This is a genomic window from Citrobacter sp. Cpo148 (genome assembly GCF_030332375.1).
Classification (GTDB): Bacteria; Pseudomonadota; Gammaproteobacteria; order Enterobacterales; family Enterobacteriaceae; genus Citrobacter; species Citrobacter portucalensis.
Genome location: NZ_JAOWHY010000046.1, coordinates 44808 through 66415, shown reverse-complemented (window position 1 = coordinate 66415; position 21608 = coordinate 44808). Strand labels below are relative to the sequence as shown.

At 54.0% G+C, this 21608-nt stretch carries 17 protein-coding genes; 7 read left to right on the top strand and 10 right to left on the bottom strand.

The window, feature by feature from the left end:
- Positions 1-270 precede the first annotated feature (270 nt).
- The 4 genes from gltB to OGY10_RS15160 all read left to right on the top strand — a co-directional run bounded on the left by gltB (position 271) and on the right by OGY10_RS15160 (position 8930).
- Positions 271-4731: a glutamate synthase large subunit gene (gltB, locus tag OGY10_RS15175; RefSeq protein ID WP_286576967.1), complete on the top strand. Its 4461-nt coding sequence runs from the start codon at positions 271-273 to the stop codon at positions 4729-4731.
- A 12-nt stretch (positions 4732-4743) separates the two neighbouring features.
- Positions 4744-6162: a glutamate synthase small subunit gene (locus OGY10_RS15170; RefSeq protein ID WP_008785940.1), complete on the top strand. Its 1419-nt coding sequence runs from the start codon at positions 4744-4746 to the stop codon at positions 6160-6162.
- Between the two features lie 247 nt (positions 6163-6409).
- Positions 6410-7660 carry a cytosine permease gene (gene codB / locus OGY10_RS15165; RefSeq protein ID WP_048225726.1) on the top strand — a complete coding sequence of 417 codons (1251 nt, stop codon included), beginning with the start codon at positions 6410-6412 and terminating at the stop codon, positions 7658-7660.
- A complete protein-coding gene (locus OGY10_RS15160) occupies positions 7650-8930 on the top strand; it encodes a cytosine deaminase (protein ID WP_032945132.1) in 1281 nt (426 codons plus the stop codon). The genes codB and OGY10_RS15160 overlap by 11 nt, the downstream gene beginning before the upstream one ends.
- 58 nt (positions 8931-8988) lie before the next feature.
- On the opposite strand, the gene nanQ is transcribed toward OGY10_RS15160, so the two are convergent.
- From nanQ to nanR, 5 genes are all read right to left on the bottom strand, one after another.
- On the bottom strand, positions 8989-9456 hold the full coding sequence (gene nanQ, locus OGY10_RS15155) for an N-acetylneuraminate anomerase (protein WP_191227194.1): 468 nt from the start codon (positions 9454-9456) through the stop codon (positions 8989-8991).
- 2 nt (positions 9457-9458) lie between these two features.
- Positions 9459-10328: an N-acetylmannosamine kinase gene (gene nanK / locus OGY10_RS15150; protein ID WP_191226735.1), complete on the bottom strand. Its 870-nt coding sequence runs from the start codon at positions 10326-10328 to the stop codon at positions 9459-9461.
- Between the two features lie 96 nt (positions 10329-10424).
- On the bottom strand, positions 10425-11915 hold the full coding sequence (gene nanT, locus OGY10_RS15145; RefSeq protein ID WP_048215451.1) for a sialic acid transporter NanT: 1491 nt from the start codon (positions 11913-11915) through the stop codon (positions 10425-10427).
- A gap of 109 nt (positions 11916-12024) precedes the next feature.
- A complete protein-coding gene (gene nanA / locus OGY10_RS15140) occupies positions 12025-12918 on the bottom strand; it encodes an N-acetylneuraminate lyase (protein ID WP_003828793.1) in 894 nt (297 codons plus the stop codon).
- A gap of 259 nt (positions 12919-13177) precedes the next feature.
- Positions 13178-13969, bottom strand: a complete 792-nt coding sequence (gene nanR / locus OGY10_RS15135) for a transcriptional regulator NanR (protein WP_126317335.1) — start codon at positions 13967-13969, stop codon at positions 13178-13180.
- A 359-nt stretch (positions 13970-14328) separates the two neighbouring features.
- Here nanR and dcuC point away from each other — a divergent pair, with 359 nt between their 5' ends.
- Positions 14329-15696: an anaerobic C4-dicarboxylate transporter DcuC gene (gene dcuC / locus OGY10_RS15130; RefSeq protein WP_057067985.1), complete on the top strand. Its 1368-nt coding sequence runs from the start codon at positions 14329-14331 to the stop codon at positions 15694-15696.
- 55 nt (positions 15697-15751) lie between these two features.
- On the opposite strand, the gene sspB is transcribed toward dcuC, so the two are convergent.
- The 5 genes from sspB to zapE all read right to left on the bottom strand — a co-directional run bounded on the left by sspB (position 15752) and on the right by zapE (position 19398).
- Entirely contained in the window at positions 15752-16255 is a 504-nt protein-coding gene (sspB, locus tag OGY10_RS15125) for a ClpXP protease specificity-enhancing factor (protein WP_032945142.1), read from the bottom strand.
- Positions 16256-16260: 5 nt separating this feature from the next.
- Positions 16261-16899 (bottom strand): stringent starvation protein SspA, encoded by a 639-nt coding sequence (gene sspA / locus OGY10_RS15120; RefSeq protein ID WP_003025132.1) that lies wholly within the window; start codon positions 16897-16899, stop codon positions 16261-16263.
- Positions 16900-17215: 316 nt separating this feature from the next.
- On the bottom strand, positions 17216-17608 hold the full coding sequence (rpsI, locus tag OGY10_RS15115; RefSeq protein ID WP_003025138.1) for a 30S ribosomal protein S9: 393 nt from the start codon (positions 17606-17608) through the stop codon (positions 17216-17218).
- Between the two features lie 15 nt (positions 17609-17623).
- Complete coding sequence (rplM, locus tag OGY10_RS15110; protein ID WP_003025141.1) at positions 17624-18052, bottom strand: 50S ribosomal protein L13; 429 nt, start codon at positions 18050-18052, stop codon at positions 17624-17626.
- Positions 18053-18270: 218 nt separating this feature from the next.
- Complete coding sequence (gene zapE / locus OGY10_RS15105) at positions 18271-19398, bottom strand: cell division protein ZapE (RefSeq protein ID WP_191226734.1); 1128 nt, start codon at positions 19396-19398, stop codon at positions 18271-18273.
- A gap of 192 nt (positions 19399-19590) precedes the next feature.
- Here zapE and zapG point away from each other — a divergent pair, with 192 nt between their 5' ends.
- Both zapG and degQ read left to right on the top strand, forming a co-directional pair.
- Entirely contained in the window at positions 19591-19989 is a 399-nt protein-coding gene (gene zapG, locus OGY10_RS15100; RefSeq protein ID WP_003025147.1) for a Z-ring associated protein ZapG, read from the top strand.
- 168 nt (positions 19990-20157) lie between these two features.
- On the top strand, positions 20158-21525 hold the full coding sequence (gene degQ, locus OGY10_RS15095; RefSeq protein WP_008785951.1) for a serine endoprotease DegQ: 1368 nt from the start codon (positions 20158-20160) through the stop codon (positions 21523-21525).
- Positions 21526-21608 lie beyond the last annotated feature (83 nt).

Here is a 21608-nt window from a genome sequence, read left to right as displayed (position 1 = left end):
TAAGATTGCCATTTGACCTGTGTGTGGATTCCCGATAACGTGGAAATCCGCTGGAAGCTTTCTGGATGAGCAGCCTGCTCATCATATTTATGCAGTAATTGAGATTCCCTCTGAAGCAAGTCCTCAAACTTGTTTGACCTATGCGAAAAGGATAAAGAGGGCGAATGCGAGGTAAGCGTATGACACGCAAACCCCGTCGCCATGCTCTTGGTGTGCCCGTGCGCAACGGTCCAGATGGGAATCCCGCAGAGCCTGGGGAGGTTCACTGATATGTTGTACGATAAATCCCTTGAGAGGGATAACTGTGGTTTCGGCCTGATCGCCCACATAGAAGGCGAACCTAGCCACAAGGTAGTGCGTACCGCCATACACGCACTGGCCCGCATGCAGCACCGTGGCGCAATTCTAGCCGATGGTAAAACCGGCGATGGTTGCGGTTTGCTGTTACAAAAACCTGACCGCTTTTTCCGCATCGTGGCGCAAGAGCGCGGCTGGCGTTTAGCTAAAAACTACGCCGTCGGCATGATCTTTTTAAATAAAGACGCTGAACTGGCTGCAGCTTCTCGTCGCATTGTCGAAGAAGAATTACAGCAGGAGACCCTGTCGATTGTCGGCTGGCGCGACGTGCCGACCAACGAAGGTGTTCTCGGTGAAATCGCCCTCTCCTCCCTGCCTCGTATCGAGCAAATTTTTGTCAACGCCCCTGCGGGCTGGCGTCCGCGTGATATGGAGCGCCGCCTGTTCATCGCGCGCCGTCGCATCGAAAAACGCCTCCAGGACGATAAAGACTTCTACGTCTGTAGCTTGTCGAACCTGGTCAATATCTATAAAGGTCTGTGTATGCCGGCGGATCTGCCGCGCTTTTACCTGGACCTGGCGGACCTGCGTCTGGAATCGGCCATCTGCCTGTTCCACCAGCGCTTCTCCACCAATACCGTACCGCGCTGGCCGCTGGCGCAACCATTCCGCTACCTGGCGCATAACGGTGAAATCAACACCATCACCGGCAACCGTCAGTGGGCACGCGCACGTACCTATAAATTCCAGACGCCATTGATCCCTGACCTGCACGACGCCGCACCGTTCGTTAACGAAACCGGCTCCGACTCCAGCTCAATGGATAACATGCTGGAACTGCTGCTGGCTGGCGGGATGGACATTATTCGCGCCATGCGTTTACTGGTGCCGCCGGCCTGGCAGAACAACCCGGATATGGACCCGGAGCTGCGCGCGTTCTTTGACTTTAACTCCATGCACATGGAGCCGTGGGATGGCCCGGCGGGCATTGTTATGTCCGACGGCCGCTTTGCCGCCTGTAACCTTGACCGTAACGGCCTGCGTCCGGCGCGCTACGTCATCACCAAAGACAAGCTGATTACCTGCGCTTCTGAAGTCGGGATCTGGGATTATCAGCCGGATGAAGTGGTTGAGAAAGGTCGCGTCGGCCCTGGCGAGCTGATGGTTATCGATACCCGCAGCGGGCGCATTCTGCACTCCGCCGAAACCGATGACGATCTGAAAAGCCGCCATCCGTACAAAGAGTGGATGGAGAAGAACGTCCGCCGTCTGGTGCCGTTCGAAGACCTCGCTGACGATCAGGTCGGCAGCCGCGAACTGGACGATGACACGCTCGCCAGCTATCAGAAACAGTTTAACTACAGCGCCGAAGAGCTGGATTCCGTGATCCGCGTGCTCGGTGAAAACGGTCAGGAAGCGGTCGGCTCAATGGGTGATGATACCCCGTTTGCGGTGCTCTCAAGCCAGCCACGCATCATTTATGACTACTTCCGCCAGCAGTTCGCGCAGGTGACTAACCCGCCGATCGACCCGCTGCGTGAAGCGCACGTTATGTCACTGGCCACCAGCATCGGTCGTGAGATGAACGTCTTCTGCGAAGCCGAAGGTCAGGCACACCGCCTGACCTTTAAATCGCCGATCCTGCTGTACTCCGATTTCACCCAGCTCACCACCATGAAAGAGGAGCATTACCGCGCCGACCGCCTGGATATCACCTTCGACGTGACCGAAACCACGCTCGAAGAGACCGTCAAAGCATTGTGCGATAAGGCGGAACAGATGGTGCGTAACGGTACGGTGCTGCTGGTGCTCTCTGACCGTAACATCGCGAAAAACCGCCTGCCGGTTCCGGCACCGATGGCCGTAGGCGCAGTGCAAACGCGTCTGGTAGAACAAAGCCTGCGTTGCGACGCCAACATCATCGTTGAAACCGCCAGTGCCCGCGACCCGCACCATTTTGCTGTCCTGCTTGGCTTTGGCGCGACGGCCATTTATCCGTATCTCGCGTATGAAACGCTGGGACGACTGATCGACACTCAGGCGATTGCCAAAGATTACCGGACCGTGATGCTGAACTACCGTAACGGCATCAACAAAGGTCTGTACAAAATCATGTCCAAAATGGGCATCTCGACCATTGCCTCTTACCGCTGCTCGAAGCTGTTTGAAGCCGTTGGTCTGCATGATGATGTCGTGGCGCTGTGCTTCCAGGGCGTGGTCAGCCGCATCAGCGGCGCAGGGTTTAGCGACTTCCAGCAGGATCTGCTGAACCTCTCCAAACATGCATGGCTGGCACGTAAACCTATCAGCCAGGGCGGTTTGCTCAAATACGTCCACGGCGGCGAATACCATGCCTACAACCCGGACGTGGTGCGCACGCTGCAACAGGCGGTACAAAGCGGCGAGTACAGCGACTATCAGGAATATGCCAAGCTGGTCAATGAGCGTCCGGCGGCCACGCTGCGCGATCTGCTAGCGATTACGCCTGGCGATGAAGCCGTAAGCATTAGCGAAGTAGAACCCGCGACCGAACTGTTTAAACGCTTTGATACCGCAGCTATGTCCATCGGCGCATTAAGCCCCGAAGCACACGAAGCGCTGGCCGAAGCCATGAACAGCATCGGCGGCAACTCGAACTCCGGAGAAGGCGGTGAAGACCCGGCGCGCTATGGCACCAATAAAGTGTCGCGCATTAAGCAGGTTGCTTCCGGTCGCTTTGGCGTAACCCCGGCGTATCTGGTCAACGCCGATGTCATCCAGATTAAAGTCGCTCAGGGTGCGAAACCTGGCGAAGGCGGTCAGTTACCGGGTGATAAAGTCACCCCGTACATCGCCAAACTGCGCTATTCGGTACCGGGCGTGACACTGATCTCCCCGCCGCCGCACCACGATATTTACTCTATCGAAGACTTAGCGCAGCTGATTTTCGACCTCAAACAGGTCAACCCGAAAGCGATGATCTCCGTGAAGCTGGTTTCCGAACCAGGCGTTGGCACCATCGCCACAGGCGTGGCGAAAGCCTATGCGGACCTGATCACCATTGCTGGCTACGATGGCGGTACAGGCGCAAGCCCGCTCTCCTCGGTGAAATATGCGGGCTGCCCGTGGGAACTCGGTCTGGTGGAAACCCAGCAGGCGCTGGTCGCTAACGGTCTGCGTCACAAGATTCGTCTGCAGGTTGATGGCGGTCTGAAAACCGGTGTCGATATCATTAAAGCGGCGATTCTGGGTGCGGAAAGCTTCGGCTTCGGTACCGGTCCAATGGTGGCGCTGGGCTGTAAATACCTGCGTATTTGCCACCTGAACAACTGCGCAACCGGCGTGGCGACTCAGGATGACAAACTGCGTAAGAATCACTATCACGGCCTGCCGTTCAAAGTGACTAACTACTTTGAATTTATCGCCCGCGAAGTCCGTGAGCTGATGGCGCAACTGGGTGTGAAGCGTCTGGTGGATCTGATTGGTCGTACCGACCTGCTCAAAGAGCTGGAAGGGTTTACCGCCAAGCAACAGAAACTGGAACTGTCTCGTCTGCTGGAAACCGCCGAACCGCATCCGGGTAAAGCGCTGCATTGCACCGAGAACAACCCGCCGTTTGATAACGGCGTGCTGAACGCTCAGTTGTTACAGCAAGCGAAACCGTTTGTCGACGAGCGCCAGAGCAAAACCTTCTGGTTCGATATCCGCAACACCGACCGTTCTGTTGGCGCGTCGCTGTCGGGCTATATCGCGCAAACGCATGGCGATCAGGGGCTGGCGTCTGACCCAATCAAAGCGCACTTCAGCGGTACCGCAGGCCAGAGCTTCGGCGTGTGGAACGCGGGTGGCGTGGAGTTGTATCTGACCGGTGATGCCAACGACTATGTCGGTAAAGGTATGGCGGGCGGTCTGCTTGCAGTGCGTCCTCCGGTTGGCTCTGCTTTCCGTAGCCATGAGGCGAGCATCATTGGTAACACCTGTCTGTATGGCGCCACCGGTGGCCGCCTGTTTGCCGCGGGTCGTGCGGGTGAGCGCTTTGCAGTACGTAACTCCGGCGCAATCACCGTGGTTGAAGGTATTGGCGACAACGGCTGCGAATATATGACCGGCGGCATCGTCTGTATTCTCGGAAAAACGGGCGTCAACTTCGGAGCGGGTATGACGGGTGGATTCGCCTACGTGCTCGACGAAGACGGTGAGTTCCGCAAACGCGTGAACCCGGAACTGGTAGAAGTGCTGAACGTGGACTCGCTGGCTATCCACGAGGAACACCTGCGCGGTTTGATTACCGAGCACGTACAGCATACCGGCTCTTCACACGGCGAAGAGATCCTGGCTAACTGGCCAGCATTCTCGGCGAAATTCGCGCTGGTAAAACCAAAATCCAGTGATGTGAAAGCACTGTTGGGTCACCGTAGTCGTAGCGCAGCAGAGCTGCGTGTGCAGGCGCAGTAAGGGGTAGCAGCAATGAGTCAGAACGTATACCAATTTATCGACCTGCAGCGCGTTGATCCGCCTAAGAAGCCGCTGAAGATCCGTAAGATCGAGTTTATCGAGATCTACGAGCCGTTTTCCGAAGGCCAGGCCAAAGCACAGGCAGACCGCTGCCTGTCCTGCGGTAACCCGTACTGCGAGTGGAAGTGCCCGGTGCATAACTACATCCCGAACTGGCTGAAACTGGCGAACGAGGGGCGTATTTTTGAAGCAGCAGAACTGTCGCACCAGACCAACACTCTGCCGGAAGTCTGTGGCCGCGTGTGCCCGCAGGATCGTCTGTGTGAAGGATCCTGTACGCTGAACGATGAGTTCGGCGCGGTGACTATCGGTAACATCGAGCGCTATATCAACGATAAAGCATTCGAAATGGGCTGGCGCCCGGATATGACCGGCGTGCGTCAAACCGACAAGCGCGTGGCGATCATCGGTGCCGGTCCGGCAGGCCTGGCCTGTGCTGATGTGCTGACCCGTAACGGCGTGAAGGCGGTGGTGTTTGATCGTCATCCGGAGATCGGTGGTCTGCTGACCTTCGGCATCCCGGCTTTCAAGCTGGAGAAAGAGGTCATGACCCGCCGTCGTGAGATCTTCACCGGCATGGGTATTGAGTTCAAACTCAACGTCGAAGTGGGCCGTGACGTCCAGCTCGACGACCTGCTGAAGGATTACGACGCGGTATTCCTTGGCGTAGGTACTTATCAGTCGATGCGCGGCGGACTGGAAAACGAAGACGCTTCCGGTGTGTTTGATGCCCTGCCGTTCCTGATCGCCAATACCAAACAGTTGATGGGCTTTGGCGAAAGCAGCGACGAGCCGTACATCAGCATGGAAGGCAAACGCGTCGTCGTTCTCGGCGGCGGCGATACCGCGATGGACTGCGTGCGGACCTCGGTTCGCCAGAACGCAGCACATGTCATCTGCGCTTATCGTCGTGACGAAGAGAACATGCCGGGTTCCAAACGCGAAGTGAAAAATGCGCGTGAAGAAGGCGTCGAATTCCAGTTCAACGTCCAGCCTTTAGGCGTGGAAGTGAACGCCAACGGTAAGGTATGCGGTGTGAAAATGGCGCGTACCGAAATGGGTGAACCGGATGCGAAGGGCCGTCGCCGTGCGGAGATCGTCGCCGGTTCCGAACACGTTGTTCCGGCAGATGCGGTGGTACTGGCATTTGGCTTCCGTCCGCACAGTATGGAGTGGCTGGCAAAACACAGCGTCGAACTGGATTCTCAGGGCCGCATTATTGCTCCAGAGCGCAGCGACAACGCCTTCCAGACCAGCAACCCGAAAATCTTCGCCGGTGGCGACATCGTGCGCGGTTCGGATCTGGTAGTCACCGCGATTGCCGAAGGTCGTAAAGCGGCAGACGGTATCCTGAACTACCTGGAAGTGTAATACAGCCTCTTAAGGCATCTCATCTGCCCTGGTGGGTGAGATGCCAAATTCCTGCCGCAATACCGCCAAACCTGCCGATTAAGCCAGTCTGACAACACGTTTAGTAAACAGGGCAAATAACCTTAACTCCCCAAACAGATCAACATCATGAATAATAACCATGTAAAAATCAGACGAAAACGTTTGCTTTACGTTGAGAACTGTATATTATGCGGCGGATTTTTTGGGCAAAATTCATGGAGGCGTTGTGTCGCAAGACAACAATTATAGCCAGGGCCCCGTCCCTCTGGCGGCGCGAAAAGGCGTAGTTCCACTAACATTTGTCATGTTGGGACTCACATTCTTTTCCGCCAGTATGTGGACCGGTGGCACACTCGGTACCGGTCTTTCTTATAATGATTTCTTCCTGGCAGTTCTCTTCGGTAATCTTCTCCTCGGTATTTACACTGCATTTCTCGGTTTTATCGGCGCAAAAACAGGGCTCTCAACCCACCTTCTGGCGCGTTACTCATTTGGTGTGAAAGGTTCATGGCTTCCCTCTCTGCTGTTAGGCGGCACACAGGTAGGCTGGTTTGGCGTTGGTGTGGCCATGTTTGCTATCCCGGTTGGCAAAGCGACGGGAATTGACGTCAATATCCTGATTGCGATTTCCGGTCTGTTGATGACCCTGACCATCTTTTTTGGCATCTCAGCGCTGACCGTTTTATCTATCATCGCCGTGCCTGCCATCGTCGTACTTGGCAGCTACTCCGTCTGGCTGGCAGTGAGCGATGTCGGCGGTTTGGAGCATTTAAAAGCGATAGTGCCGCAAACGCCGCTGGATTTCTCCACCGCACTGGCGCTGGTAGTCGGCTCGTTTGTCAGCGCAGGGACGTTAACCGCTGACTTCGTCCGTTTTGGCCGCAACGCCAAAGGCGCGGTGCTGATCGCCATGGTGGCGTTTTTCCTTGGCAATTCGCTTATGTTCATCTTCGGCGCTGCGGGCGCGGCTGCGGTTGGACAGGCGGATATCTCTGACGTGATGATTGCCCAGGGACTGCTGCTGCCCGCGATCATCGTTCTCGGCCTGAATATCTGGACCACCAACGATAATGCGCTGTACGCATCGGGCCTGGGATTTGCCAATATTACCGGCCTTTCCAGCCGTACGCTGTCAGTGGCTAACGGTATTATTGGCACACTGTGCGCACTGTGGCTTTACAATAACTTTGTCGGCTGGCTGACATTTCTGTCGGCAGCGATTCCCCCGATTGGCGGGGTGATCATCGCCGACTATCTGCTGAACCATCGCCGCTATGCCGACTTCAGCAAAGCGCAATTTATTTCCGTAAACTGGATAGCGATCCTGTCCGTTGCACTGGGCATTGCCGCAGGTCACTATATTCCCGGCATCGTGCCCGTCAATGCCGTACTTGGCGGCGTATTCAGCTATATCCTGCTGAATCCACTTTTCAATCGCAGCCTTGCTAAATCCCCGGAGGTCAGCCATGCAGAATAATAACATCACCATTCATCAGGCGCGTTTACAGGGACGTGAAGGGTTATGGCAAATCACGATTGAAAACGGGCGCTTTAGCCGTATTGAGCCTCAAGACGCAGCGACGTTACCACAGGGTGAAGTGCTTGATGCTGAAGGCGGTCTGGCTATCCCACCGTTCGTTGAGCCACATATCCATCTGGACACTACACAAACCGCGGGCGAGCCGAGCTGGAATCAGTCTGGTACGCTGTTTGAGGGCATTGAACGCTGGGCTGAACGTAAGGCAATGCTCACTCACGAAGACGTCAAAGCGCGCGCCATGCAGACCCTGAAGTGGCAGATGGCCAACGGCATCCAGTATGTCCGTACCCACGTTGACGTTTCCGACCCAACGTTGACGGCGCTAAAAGCCATGCTGGAGGTGAAGCAAGAAGTCGCTCCGTGGGTAGAGCTACAGATTGTCGCGTTCCCGCAAGAAGGCATTCTTTCTTATCCCAACGGTGAAGCGCTCCTGGAGGAAGCCGTACGTCTGGGCGCCGACGTCATTGGCGCGATCCCGCACTTTGAATTCACGCGTGAATATGGCGTAGAGTCGCTGCATAAGATTTTTGCTCTGGCGCAAAAATACGACAAACTTATCGACGTGCACTGTGACGAAATCGATGATGAGCAATCCCGCTTTGTTGAAACCGTTGCGGCGCTGGCGCATCGCTACAATATGGGCGAGCGCGTGACCGCCAGCCATACTACGGCGATGCATTCCTACAACGGCGCGTATGCTTCCCGTCTTTTCCGTCTGTTGAAAATGTCCGGCATTAACTTTGTCGCAAATCCACTGGTGAATATTCACCTGCAAGGGCGCTTTGACACTTATCCTAAGCGTCGTGGTGTTACGCGCGTCAAAGAGATGCTGGAAGCGGAGATCAACGTCTGCTTCGGTCATGATGACGTCTTCGATCCGTGGTATCCGCTGGGCACTGCGAATATGCTGCAGGTGCTGCATATGGGATTACACGTGTGCCAGCTGATGGGATACGGACAAATTAACGATGGGTTGAACCTGGTCACCACCCACAGCGCGAAAACCCTGCATCTGCAGGACTATGGTCTGAACGTGGGGAATTCTGCGAATCTGGTGATTTTGCCTGCAGAAAATGGGTTTGACGCGGTTCGTCGCCAGACGCCTGCCCGTTATTCCATTCGTCATGGTCGAGTCATTGCCGAGACGGTCCCAAGCCAAACCACACTGCATCTGACGCAGCCAGAAACGGTGACGTTTAAGCGCTAGGACGTTACATTCCATGTCGGATGGCGTAAGCCTTGCCATCCGACACAGTCTCTCATTCTCAAGCTTGTAATAAGCTGGCGCGGACTTTGATTACCACCTTTTTGATGTCCATCGGGGTCTGCACCACACAACCCGGTTTATGCGGCTCGCCCGGCATAAAAATCACAAATTTTCCCGGCTTCAGTACCATAGCCTGTTCATCGGCAATCTGGCTGCACAGCTGATAATCATCCTCGATGTGCATCTCTTCGCAGTGACGAGCAGAATCGATCATCCCGAACAGAATCCGTTCTTCGCCGGACAACAGCATCTGAATATCAATGTACTGCTGATGCAGCTCCGCTTTCTTATGCTCTGGGCTCTGCGTTGTAAATTGCATGACATTCATAAAAATATTCTCGCCCTGCAACGTGTAGCGCCCAGGCGTTTTCTCCTGCGGATTCGCCGCAATGGCAAGCGTTAACGCCTGCTGCAAGACCGGATGTAATCCGGCAGAAGGCAGTGAATTCAACGCATCTGATATCATCATCATTCTCCCTGGGCCAACAGCGCGGCCCCCAGTAATCCAGCGTCATGACGGTAATGCGCCGCCAGCAATTCCACGTGATAGGCCCAAGGCTCTTGTGCCAGATAATGTTCCACCAGCGCCAGATACCCTTCAGCCAGCCCAACGCTACCGCCAATGACCACGCACTGACAATCGGTCGTGGCCTTCACATCGGCAACAAGCCTTGCCAAAGTACGCGCTGAGCGATGGATCAACCGGCTTGCCTGCTCATCCCCCTGCCCGGCACGGCTAAAAATAGTTTTGGCGTCGCATCCGGCAAGCGCGCCTTCGGCAGCCGCCGCTATTCCACGACCGGATGCGATCGCCTCAACGCAGCCCTCACGCCCGCAGCCGCACATGGGTCCATGAGGATCGGCCAGCGTATGTCCCAGATGCCCAGCCAGACCGCCGACTCCGGTCAGCAGTTTCCCACCGCTGACGACTCCCCCGCCCACGCCTGTGGAGACGGTAATAAACACCAGATCGCGGTACTCACCACCAAGCGCATGGTACTCAGCCCACGCCGCTGCCTGTGCGTCATTGACGGCCAGCGTCGGCAGGTCGGTGATTTGCTCCAGCGTTTGTGTCAGCGGAAAATGCATCAACCCGCCGAGGTTATGCGGATTCAGCGCCAGTAAAGCCCCCTCACGGATAATCCCCGTCGAGGCGATCGCCACCCGATTAGCACGCCCCTGTAGCGGTGCAACCAGTGTTTGTAACGCGGCGCGCAGCGCTTGCGGCGTTTTACTGGCAGGCGTCGGCAGTTCACGCCGCTCGCGGACTTGCTGATTGTTCTCTACCAGCGCGGCAGCCAATTTGGTGCCGCCAATATCAATCGCCAGTGTGGTCATGACGCCGCCTCATGCATCGTAGTGGCGCTCTGTAGCTCAAAGAACGACATATTCTTCCCTTACGGCTATTGCCCGGTTCAGCACCGGGCAATTGGATTAACTTTTGGATTTCACCATGGTGCTTTTGTCACCGCCGAACGGCACGGCACCGCTAAACGGTCGACCATCAATGGCATCATGCGTACGCAACGCTTCAGGACGCAGCCAGCGCTGTACACGGGACGGCATATCAAGACCAATCAGCAGGATCACTACAAATGTCAGGCCGAAAGAGAGCGATCCCAGCGCGGTACCCAGATCCAGACGTTGGGCAATCAGCGCGCCGATGATCGGTGCCAGAGCCCCGCCCAGTGCGCCTACGTTATAGGTGAAGCCCAGTCCCGCCGCACGCTGATCGGTATCGAAATAACCGCCAATCAGTTTTGGTAAGATCCCGGAGATCCCCTGGCCGAGCATTTGTTGGAAAAACAGCAGCAAACCCAGTACCCAGACGTTTGAACCGCCTATCGCAAACACCGGAATAATCAGCAACTGCGAGGCCAGCAGACTGCAGACATAAGCTTTGCGCGTGCCCAGCCAGTCACCAAGAAAACCGCCGACGCAACACCCAACCGCCGCACCAAAACCGCTAAAGAAGAGCACTCTGGCCACCGTGGAAGGATCGTACAGCAGTTCCGTTTTCAGATAGGTTGGCAACAGCGCCTGAATCGGCCACGAGTACAGGAAGGCGAATAGCACGACCACCATCAGCATCACGCCCGTCGGCCAGCGTTTCCCGCTGCTTTGCACCATAAAGCTAATGAAGATAAAGGCGCATATCAGTCCCAGGACCGCCACGATAGCCGCATTTTGCAGGTTGCCAGCAAAGCAGAACCACAGCGCAGTTGCAGCGGCGAGCGTCATCAGAATATTAATTACCCGATGCTCGCCCCGGTAGAGAATGTCCACCATCGTGCGCACTGGCGCTTTGCCTTCGTGTTTCTCTTTCCAGTCTTCCGCTTCCGGAATATTTTTACGCAGCCAGAGGGCGAAGATAATTGGCAGGATGCCGATGAAGAACAGCGCGCGCCATCCCCAGACCGGGACCACCAGACTGTAAACCTGGGCGGCGATCACGGCACCAACGGAAAATCCGGAAATCAGGAAACCACTGGCTTTGTTTCGCAGGTGTTTAGGCCAACTTTCAATAACATAGGTTGCGCTGGAGCCATACTCACCGGCCATTCCCATACCGATAACCAGGCGGGCGATAAACATGGTGGTGTAGCCCGGCGCGAAACCGCAGGCCAGCGTTCCCACAGAGAACAGAATGATGCTGGTGACCATTGCCAGGCGGCGTCCGTAGCGGTCGCCCATTGCCCCCAGCATTAACCCGCCAAACCAACGGGAGATAAAGGCGGCCGAGATCAGGCTGGCAGCCTGCACCGTCGTCAGTCCGAATTCGCCCTGCACTTCTGTCAGCACCAGAGCGATTAACACAAAATCGAAACCATCAAGCAAATATCCCAGCCAGGCGGCGGAAAATGCCCGCCATTGTGCCCGATTGAGATGGCGATACCACGGGATGCTTTGGGTAGAAGTACTCATTTTACTCTCCCGACGATTTTTGTTGTTGTGCCGGGTGGTGGCTTTGCCTTACCCGGCCTACGGTCGAAAATCCAGGCCGGGCAAGCGAAACGCCCCCGGCGACCCGTGATTACGCCTTTTCCGCCAGCAGTTGGTTTGCCAGCGCTTTCAGTTCCGGCAGATAGTGTTCATCTACCGGGGCAAAGGGTTTACGGCACAGTGGGACAGAAACCACATCCATATAGTGCAGTACTGTTTTCAGACCGCGGAATACGCCAACCTTAATAAGCAGATCGATAACCTTATTGCACTCGGTTTGCAGCTTTTGCGCCGTGCGGATGTCACCTTCTTTGAGCGCTTTCACAATTCCCTGATAGCGCCACCCCATGATGTTGTAAGTGCTACCGATACCGCCATCTGCGCCTGCAAGCAGTCCGGAAGCGAAGATCTCGTCATAGCCGTTATAAAGCACCAGATCGGGATGAGCGCGGCGGATCTGTTCCATCTGATAGAGATCGCCCGAAGTTTGCTTCAGTGCGCCAACACCTGGCAGCGTCACCAGTGTGTTGATTTGATCCAGCGTCAGTTTTACGCCACTCAGCGCCGGAATGTTATAGACCACCATCGGTAAACCATCAGCGGAATCAATAATTGCGCGGTAGTGATCGCAATGTTCTTCAAAGCTGAACGGATAGTAAAACGGTGTAACGGCCGAAACAGCATCAAAGCCGTAACGATGTGCCGCACTCGCCAGCTGTTGGCTCTCTTCAGTACTCACCGTGCCAACATGGGCGATCAGCGTCACCTTACCTTTCGCCTCTTCGGCAACAATTTCCAGTACCTGCTCTCTTTCAACGCGGTTTTGGACAAAGGCCTCACCCGTTGAGCCACCGACATAGAGCCCGTCTACACCCTGACCAATGTTGAAACGCACCAGGCGGCGCAAACTCTCGATGTCCAGTCTCTGTTGGTTATCGAATGGGGTTAACAACGCTGGCATTACGCCTTTTAAATCTCTTGCCATAACGACCTCTGACGATGATTAGTGTTATCTAACCGCATACCTTTATACCTGTTATACCAGATCAAATAAGCAGCAATACAATACAGAACGCTTATAGTGCGATCTACTTCACTAAACACTTCATCCTTCGAGCCGCCTCTGCGTTAGCTGCGTTCGCTCACCCCTGTCACATAGTTATCTATGCTCCAGGGAACTCGCTCTCTTGCCGCCTTGATGCAACTTGAATGATTTTGTGTTTAAACGATCGTCGGGATCGCGATCACTTACGCAATTTTTTACTTTTGCTGAAGGCGTGCCAGGTCGCGGAAACGCTATTGAGATGTTCTTGCAGTGCGCGGTCTGCTTCTTCAGGATCGCGCTGGCGAATAGCTTCTACAATCGCGATATGCTGCTGATAACTCACGTTGTTGTGCTCATACAACTCTTGATCGGCGACGGTCGGACGGGCGGCAATCAGCCAATCTAACAGCGCAACATGGATAGCCATAAAGATAGGATTGCCCGGGATCTCAGCCAGTACACGGTGAAAATCAACGTCCGAGCGGATGAACAACGTATTGTCATCGAGCGACTGGCTGTTGATCTCCAGTGCTTTAGCCAGTCTGTCGATTTGCTCATCTGTCGCATGTTCGGCGGCGTATCGTACCAGGCTGGATTCAAAGAACAGTCGCAACTGCTCGAAGTGGGCAATGCCGCCGGGATGTGCGAGGAAATCTTTCGCCATACCTGACAGCTCGCTAATGATGGTATCAGCTGAAGGACGCGAAACGCGGGCGCGCTCGCCGTTGTTGATTTGTACCAGACCTTTGCGTTTTAACGCGGCCAGCGCTTCTCGTACAGAAGGACGGCCCACGTTAAAGAAGGCCATCAGCTCCCGCTCAGACGGCAACTGTTCGCCCTCGCCAAATTCCCGACGACGAATCATCTGCTCCAGTTCTTCTTCAACCATTTCAGACAGTTTTTTACGCGCCAACGGGCGATTGCGTAAGCTACGGCCAATGGTGGATGGAGAGTCTTCAGCTTGCGAATCAAATGCGTTCATAGGGTCCATTCAGCTAAGTCGTGGTGACAAACAACAGCGGGTTTATCCTAACACAGGATCGAAAGCAGGGTGAAATGATGGACGATCTGATCCGGCTGGCTTATTGATAATATACGTAACAGCAATATTATTTTAAGCGAGTATCTTCTGCCTCATTTTAATTGAATGGAGTTAAATAGCTTCATGAAAATTATGAATATGAACGTGATAATTTATCATAACCTTCTATTTTATAACGATAAATAATTACATCATCGAATTAAAAATAAGATATTCACTCCATAAAAAATGCCCAGAAAAATATAACATCCGTTTTGACAACAGCATTATTACCGGATTTATCTTCTTCTCTGGCATGGAGTGAAACAATGTTCGGCATCATTATCTCTGTCATCGTTTTATTAACGATGGGTTACCTGATCCTCAAAAACTACAAACCGCAGGTCGTGCTGGCCGCCGCCGGGATCTTCCTGATGATCTGCGGCGTCTGGCTGGGCTACGGCGCGTTGGTCGCTAACGACAAAAGCAGTGGCTATCTACTGGTCGATATTTACAATGAAATTTTGCGTATGCTCTCCAACCGCGCGGCCGGGCTGGGGTTATCAATCATGGCGGTGGGCGGTTATGCCCGTTATATGGACAGAATGGGGGCCAGCAGAGCGATGGTTAGCCTGTTAAGCCGCCCGCTCAAGCTAATCCGTTCACCCTATGTAGTGCTTGCCGCCACCTATGTGATTGGTCAGATCATGGCGCAGTTCATTACCAGCGCATCCGGGTTAGGTATGTTGCTGATGGTGACGCTGTTCCCAACGCTGGTTAGTCTTGGCGTAAGCCGTTTATCCGCTGTTGCGGTCATTGCCACTTCGATGTCGATTGAGTGGGGCATTCTGGAAACCAACTCTATTTTTGCCGCGCAGGTCGCGGGCATGAAAATCGCCACCTATTTCTTTCAATACCAGTTGCCCGTCGCGTCGTGTGTCATTGTCGCCGTCGCCATTGCGCATTTTTTCGTTCAGCGTCAATTTGATAAAAAAGCCGCACCGGAAAGTAACGGATTTGCGGAACAAAAGGCGCTGGAAAACGTACCCCCGCTCTATTACGCCATTTTGCCGGTGATGCCGCTGATCCTGATGCTGGGCTCGCTTGCCCTTGCACAAATGGGGCTAATGAAAGCAGAGTTGAATCTGGTGGTGGTGATGTTAATGAGCATGACGCTGACTATGTTTGTTGAATTCCTGCATAAACATAATCTGCGCGAAACGATGGATGATGTGCAGGCTTTTTTTGACGGCATGGGGACGCAGTTTGCCAACGTTGTCACCCTGGTGGTCGCCGGTGAAATCTTTGCGAAAGGGTTGACGACTATCGGGACTGTCGATGCCGTAATAAAAGGCGCAGAGCATTCCGGTCTTGGCGGTATCGGCGTGATGATCATCATGGCGGTGGTCATCGCCGCCTGCGCAATCGTCATGGGGTCAGGCAACGCGCCGTTTATGTCTTTTGCCAGCCTCATTCCGGATATTGCCGCCGGGCTGCATATTCCTGCGGTAGTAATGATTATGCCGATGCATTTTGCCACTACGCTTGCCCGCGCGGTGTCACCCATAACCGCTGTAATTGTCGTGACATCGGGTATTGCCGGCGTATCGCCCTTTGAAGTGGTAAAACGTACAGCAATCCCGATGGCAGTAGGATTTGTGGTGAATATGGTAGCCACCATCGCGCTGTTTTATTGATACCAAAGCCAGAAAACAGAACAGGCCCCAAAGGGCCTGTTTTTCATTTCACTACTTATTTCACTACGCGCAGCGCTGGACGCCCACCGCGAGGCGGTGGCGGAGTATCATCCGGATCGTTGTCGTCGCCATTATCAGGTTTATCGCCATCAATGACCGACATGACCGTTTCACTCTCAAAACCAGACGTGTCGTTGTCGTCATCATTTAAGCTGGCAACATCTTCGTCGTAGGCGGCTTCCGGTTCAAACATCGTACCGGCGCCATTTTCACGTGCATAAATTGCCAGAACGGCAGCCAACGGCACAGACACCTGACGCGGCACACCACCGAAGCGCGCGTTAAAGCGCACTTCATCGTTAGCCAGTTCCAGGTTGCCCACCGCACGCGGTGCAATATTCAGAACAATTTGCCCGTCACGCGCATATTCCATTGGAACCTGCACGTCCTGGAGCGTCACATCCACCACCAGATGCGGCGTGAGCTGGTTGTCCAGCAACCACTCATAGAACGCGCGCAGCAGATACGGACGGCGTGGTGTTAGCTGTGGCAAATCCATACAGGTTAACCCCGGCCCAGACGCATTTCACGTTCAGGCTCAGTCAGAGAAGCCAGGAAAGAGTCACGTTCGAAGACGCGAGTCATGTACCCTTTCAGTTCTTTCGAACCTGCACCGTTGAATTCAATCCCCAGCTGCGGTAAACGCCACAGCAGCGGCGCCAGGTAGCAGTCTACCAGGCTGAACTCATCGCTCAGGAAGTAAGGTTTCTGGCCAAATACTGGCGCGATTGCCAGCAGTTCTTCGCGCAGACGCTTACGCGCGACTTCGGCTTCAGATGCAGAACCGTTCACGATGACGTTCATCAGCGTGTACCAGTCTTTTTCAATACGCTGCATGTACAGGCGGCTTTCACCACGCGCAACCGGGTAAACCGGCATCAGCGGCGGATGCGGGAAGCGCTCATCCAGGTATTCCATAATGATGCGAGATTCCCACAGGGTCAGCTCACGATCCACCAGTGTCGGTACGCTCTGATTCGGGTTGAGGTCGATCAGATCCTGAGGTGGATTGTCCTTCTCCACATGCTCAATCTCGAAACTAACACCTTTCTCAGCCAGCACAATGCGGACCTGATGGCTATAGATGTCAGTAGGACCAGAAAACAGCGTCATTACCGAACGTTTGTTGGCAGCGACAGCCATGAAAACCTCCAGGTATATTCAGAATTTTTACTGCTACCAGCCACTCAGTGGCCAGCCAGAAGTGATGTCACCCAGACTCGGGAAAGTCATTACTGTTCAAAATACAAACAAAAAATGAACGATACCGGACATTTGGGCAGAAAATTGGATGATAGTTTACCAGATTTTGTGACCTTTGTGGTGAGTCGATTCTTGAAATGGGGAAAAAGAGGTGGCAATCAGCGGATTACCGTGGATCTGAGGCGAGAAATAACGATAAAAAAACCCGCCGAAGCGGGTTTTTTCGCAAATTGTCGTCTGCCGAAGCAGAGTACAATTAACGTTTGGAGAACTGAGGACGACGACGTGCTTTACGCAGACCGACTTTCTTACGTTCAACCTGACGAGCATCACGGGTAACGAAGCCAGCTTTACGCAGTTCGCCACGCAGGGATTCGTCGTACTCCATCAGAGCGCGGGTGATACCGTGACGGATCGCACCAGCCTGACCAGAGATACCACCACCTTTAACAGTGATGTACAGATCCAGTTTCTCAACCATGTCGACCAGTTCCAGCGGCTGACGAACTACCATGCGGGCAGTTTCACGACCGAAGTACTGTTCCAGAGAACGTTGGTTGATTACGATTTTACCACTGCCCGGTTTGATGAAAACGCGAGCTGCGGAACTTTTGCGGCGACCAGTGCCGTAGTATTGATTTTCAGCCATTGCCTATAATCCCGATTAGATGTCAAGAACTTGCGGTTGCTGTGCCGCGTGGTTGTGCTCGTTGCCAGCGTAAACTTTCAGTTTACGGAACATAGCACGACCCAGCGGGCCTTTTGGCAGCATGCCTTTAACCGCGATTTCAAGCACACGCTCAGGACGGCGAGCAATCATCTCTTCAAAGGTCGCTTGTTTGATACCACCGATGTGGCCGGTGTGGTGATAGTACACTTTGTCAGTACGCTTGTTGCCGGTTACAGCAACTTTGTCAGCGTTCAGAACGATGATGTAATCACCGGTATCTACGTGCGGAGTGTATTCCGCTTTGTGCTTACCGCGCAGGCGCAGAGCCAGTTCGGAAGCCAGACGGCCCAGAGTTTTACCGGTCGCGTCAACAACATACCAGTCGCGTTTTACGGTTTCTGGTTTAGCTGTAAAAGTTTTCATTAAAAGCTTACCCAAATAAATAAGTTACACGTTGGTGAACACCCAAACGTTTTGTCAGTTGAGGTTCACACGACATTGTCCAGCAAACCTACCCCTTCGAATAGCCTATGCCGGCGCATAGAAAGTTTTGGGAAAAAAACTCTCTCGTAACGTGGGGTCGCAAGATTATAGAGAAGTCAGGGTCAAAGATCGACCCCTTTATGTGATTTGCGGCAGGTTTAACCGGCTAAATGTTCCCGCTTCAGATACTCTTCGCTTTGCATCTCCTGCAAACGCGACAAACAACGCTGAAATTCAAACTTAAGACGCTCGCCCTGATAAATTTCATAGAGGGGTGATGCCGCACTGACCACCAGCTTGACGTGGCGTTCGTAGAACTCATCCACCAATGCGATAAAGCGTCGCGCTTCACTCTCCATCAGCGGGGTCATGACCGGCACATCAGACAACAGCACCGTGTGAAACAGACGCGACAGCGCAATGTAGTCATGCTGACTCCGGGCATCGACGCAGAGCGTGGTAAACGACACCGCCAGCGTTTGGTTTTCGACGGCCAGCGTCTGCATCGGACGATGATTGATCTCCAGCATTGGCGCATGTTCACCTTTGGTTCCCGCTAATGCCAGCCAAAGCTTATCCATCTGCTGGCGGGTTTCCTCATTCAATGGCGACAACCACAAATGCGCCTGCGTTAAGGTGCGCAGACGATAATCGACGCCGGCATCGACATTCATGATGTCGCAATGCTGTTTGATCGCATCAATGGCAGGAAGAAAACGCGTGCGTTGCAAACCGTTACGATATAGCTCATCTGGCGGAATATTGGAGGTCGCCACCAGCGTAATACCGCGGGCAAACAGCGCTTTCATCAGGCCGCCGAGCAGCATGGCGTCGGTGATATCAGAAACAAAAAATTCGTCGAAGCACAGCACGTCGGTTTCGGCCTTAAAGCGGTCGGCGATGATTTCCAGCGGATCGCTCTGCCCCTGTAAGGCAGTAAGCTCTTCATGCACGCGCAGCATAAAACGGTGAAAGTGCAAACGCTGTTTACGTTCGCCCGGCAGGCTATGGTAGAACAGATCCATCAGCCAGGTTTTTCCGCGCCCAACTCCGCCCCACATATATAAACCACGCACCGGCGCGTTGATCGGTGACTCACGCTTGCCCAGCAACTTACCAAAACGCGCCATCAGTCCACTCTCCTGCGGCGCAGGACGTGCTGGCGTCGTAAGCGCCTGGAAAATGGTTTCCAGTCGATTCACGGCTTCGAGTTGTACGTTGTCGGGTTGATGACTGCCGTCGTTGAGGGCTTGCTGGTAACGCGATGTAGGGGAAAAGCTTTGCATGATGTTATTGTTATTCCTTGAGAATCGATGTGCCGTCGCTCACGGTTGACGAAAAAAAGGCCGTTCTACATTACGTGATATAAACACGGGATTCCACTTCTACGGGATTAGCGGTTATAGTGGCATAATCAGGCGCAGGCATGGAGCCTAAAGCCAACACCCTACGGAAACACAAGACAACGGGAGATGTTCATGACCTGGGAATATGCGCTAATTGGGTTAGTCGTCGGTATCATTATTGGTGCTGTAGCCATGCGTTTTGGTAATCGTAAATTACGCCAACAGCAGGCATTGCAGTACGAACTGGAAAAAAATAAAGCTGAGCTGGAAGAGTACCGCGAAGAGCTGGTGAGCCACTTTGCCCGCAGCGCTGAATTGCTGGATAACATGGCGGACGATTATCGTCAGATTTACCAGCACATGGCGAAAAGCTCCAGCAACCTGCTGCCGGGTATGTCGCCGGAAAACAACCCGTTCCGTAACCGTCTGGCAGAGTCTGAAGCAGGCAACGATCAGGCGCCGGTTCAGATGCCACGCGACTATTCTGAAGGGGCATCCGGCCTGCTGCGTAGCGGCGCAAAGCGCGACTAACCGCACATCGTTAAGAAATTTATTGGGCGCAGCAATTGCGCCCTCCGCTTCTCTTCCTGTCCCAGCTATTATTTAGTCGTTAGCCGCATTGTGACCAAACCGAAAATTCAATAACATCAACCTGTTTTGAATCATCTTCCGTTTACTCAAGGTACGAGAGCAGGATCCATGAAAAAACAAACCCAGCTGTTGAGTGCATTAGCGTTAAGTGTCGGGTTAACTCTCTCGGCGCCATTCCCGGCCGCAGCGTCTATCCCCGGCCAGGTTCCCGGTCAGGCTGCGCTTCCCAGCCTCGCTCCGATGCTGGAGAAAGTGTTACCTGCAGTGGTGAGCGTAAGGGTTGAAGGTACCGCCACTCAGGGGCAGAAAGTCCCGGAAGAGTTCAAAAAGTTTTTTGGTGATGAACTTCCCGATCAACCGTCACAACCCTTTGAAGGGCTGGGTTCAGGGGTCATCATTGACGCAGCCAAAGGCTACGTTCTGACCAATAACCACGTTATTAATCAGGCGCAAAAAATCAGCGTTCAGCTTAATGATGGCCGTGAGTTCGACGCTAAGCTTATCGGCAGCGACGATCAGAGCGATATCGCACTGCTACAAATTCAGCACCCCAGCAACCTGACGCAAATTGCCATTGCCGACTCCGACAAACTCCGCGTGGGTGATTTCGCGGTGGCTGTGGGTAACCCGTTCGGTTTGGGTCAAACAGCCACCTCCGGCATTGTATCTGCCTTGGGTCGCAGTGGGTTGAACCTGGAAGGTCTGGAAAACTTTATTCAGACTGACGCCTCTATCAACCGCGGTAACTCCGGCGGCGCATTGCTCAACCTGAACGGTGAGCTGATCGGTATTAACACTGCGATTCTGGCCCCCGGCGGCGGCAGCATCGGGATTGGTTTTGCAATCCCGAGCAACATGGCGCGCACGCTGGCACAGCAGCTGATGCAGTTTGGTGAAATCAAACGCGGTCTGTTGGGTATCAAAGGCACCGAAATGACCTCGGATATCGCCAAAGCGTTCAAACTGGACGTACAGCGTGGCGCGTTTGTCAGTGAGGTTCTGCCTAACTCCGGCTCCGCAAAAGCAGGGGTGAAATCAGGTGACGTCATTACCAGCCTCAACGGTAAACCGCTCAACAGCTTCGCCGAACTGCGTTCACGCATTGCGACAACTGAACCTGGGACCAAGGTCAAACTGGGCCTGCTGCGTAACGGTAAACCGCTGGAGGTTGAAGTCACCCTCGATACCAGCACATCATCGTCCGCCAGCGCAGAGATGATTGCGCCTGCGTTGCAAGGGGCTACGCTCAGCGACGGTCAGTTAAAAGACGGCACCAAAGGCATCAGAATTGATAACGTAGAAAAAAGCAGCCCTGCCGCACAGGCCGGTCTGCATAAAGATGACGTTATCATTGGCGTTAACCGCGATCGCGTAAACTCAATCGCCGAAATGCGAAAAGTGCTGGAAGCGAAACCGTCGATCATTGCTCTGCAGGTGGTGCGCGGTAACGAGAGTATTTACCTGCTCCTGCGTTAACGCATGCAACCGGACATCAGCCCCTCGTGTGATGTCCGGTTAACTCGTGATATGCTGCTGCCGTTCCCTTTTTTAATGACGCC

Bases quoted from the DNA above. Each gene is read 5' to 3' on its own strand.
- gltB (WP_286576967.1), top strand. From the start codon at position 271: ATGTTGTACGATAAATCCCTTGAGAGGGATAACTGTGGTTTCGGCCTG.
- OGY10_RS15170 (WP_008785940.1), top strand. From the start codon at position 4,744: ATGAGTCAGAACGTATACCAATTTATCGACCTGCAGCGCGTTGATCCG.
- OGY10_RS15160 (WP_032945132.1), top strand. From the start codon at position 7,650: ATGCAGAATAATAACATCACCATTCATCAGGCGCGTTTACAGGGACGT.
- nanQ (WP_191227194.1), bottom strand. From the start codon at position 9,456: ATGATATCAGATGCGTTGAATTCACTGCCTTCTGCCGGATTACATCCG.
- nanK (WP_191226735.1), bottom strand. From the start codon at position 10,328: ATGACCACACTGGCGATTGATATTGGCGGCACCAAATTGGCTGCCGCG.
- nanT (WP_048215451.1), bottom strand. From the start codon at position 11,915: ATGAGTACTTCTACCCAAAGCATCCCGTGGTATCGCCATCTCAATCGG.
- nanA (WP_003828793.1), bottom strand. From the start codon at position 12,918: ATGGCAAGAGATTTAAAAGGCGTAATGCCAGCGTTGTTAACCCCATTC.
- nanR (WP_126317335.1), bottom strand. From the start codon at position 13,969: ATGGACCCTATGAACGCATTTGATTCGCAAGCTGAAGACTCTCCATCC.
- dcuC (WP_057067985.1), top strand. From the start codon at position 14,329: ATGTTCGGCATCATTATCTCTGTCATCGTTTTATTAACGATGGGTTAC.
- sspB (WP_032945142.1), bottom strand. From the start codon at position 16,255: ATGGATTTGCCACAGCTAACACCACGCCGTCCGTATCTGCTGCGCGCG.
- sspA (WP_003025132.1), bottom strand. From the start codon at position 16,899: ATGGCTGTCGCTGCCAACAAACGTTCGGTAATGACGCTGTTTTCTGGT.
- rpsI (WP_003025138.1), bottom strand. From the start codon at position 17,608: ATGGCTGAAAATCAATACTACGGCACTGGTCGCCGCAAAAGTTCCGCA.
- rplM (WP_003025141.1), bottom strand. From the start codon at position 18,052: ATGAAAACTTTTACAGCTAAACCAGAAACCGTAAAACGCGACTGGTAT.
- zapE (WP_191226734.1), bottom strand. From the start codon at position 19,398: ATGCAAAGCTTTTCCCCTACATCGCGTTACCAGCAAGCCCTCAACGAC.
- zapG (WP_003025147.1), top strand. From the start codon at position 19,591: ATGACCTGGGAATATGCGCTAATTGGGTTAGTCGTCGGTATCATTATT.
- degQ (WP_008785951.1), top strand. From the start codon at position 20,158: ATGAAAAAACAAACCCAGCTGTTGAGTGCATTAGCGTTAAGTGTCGGG.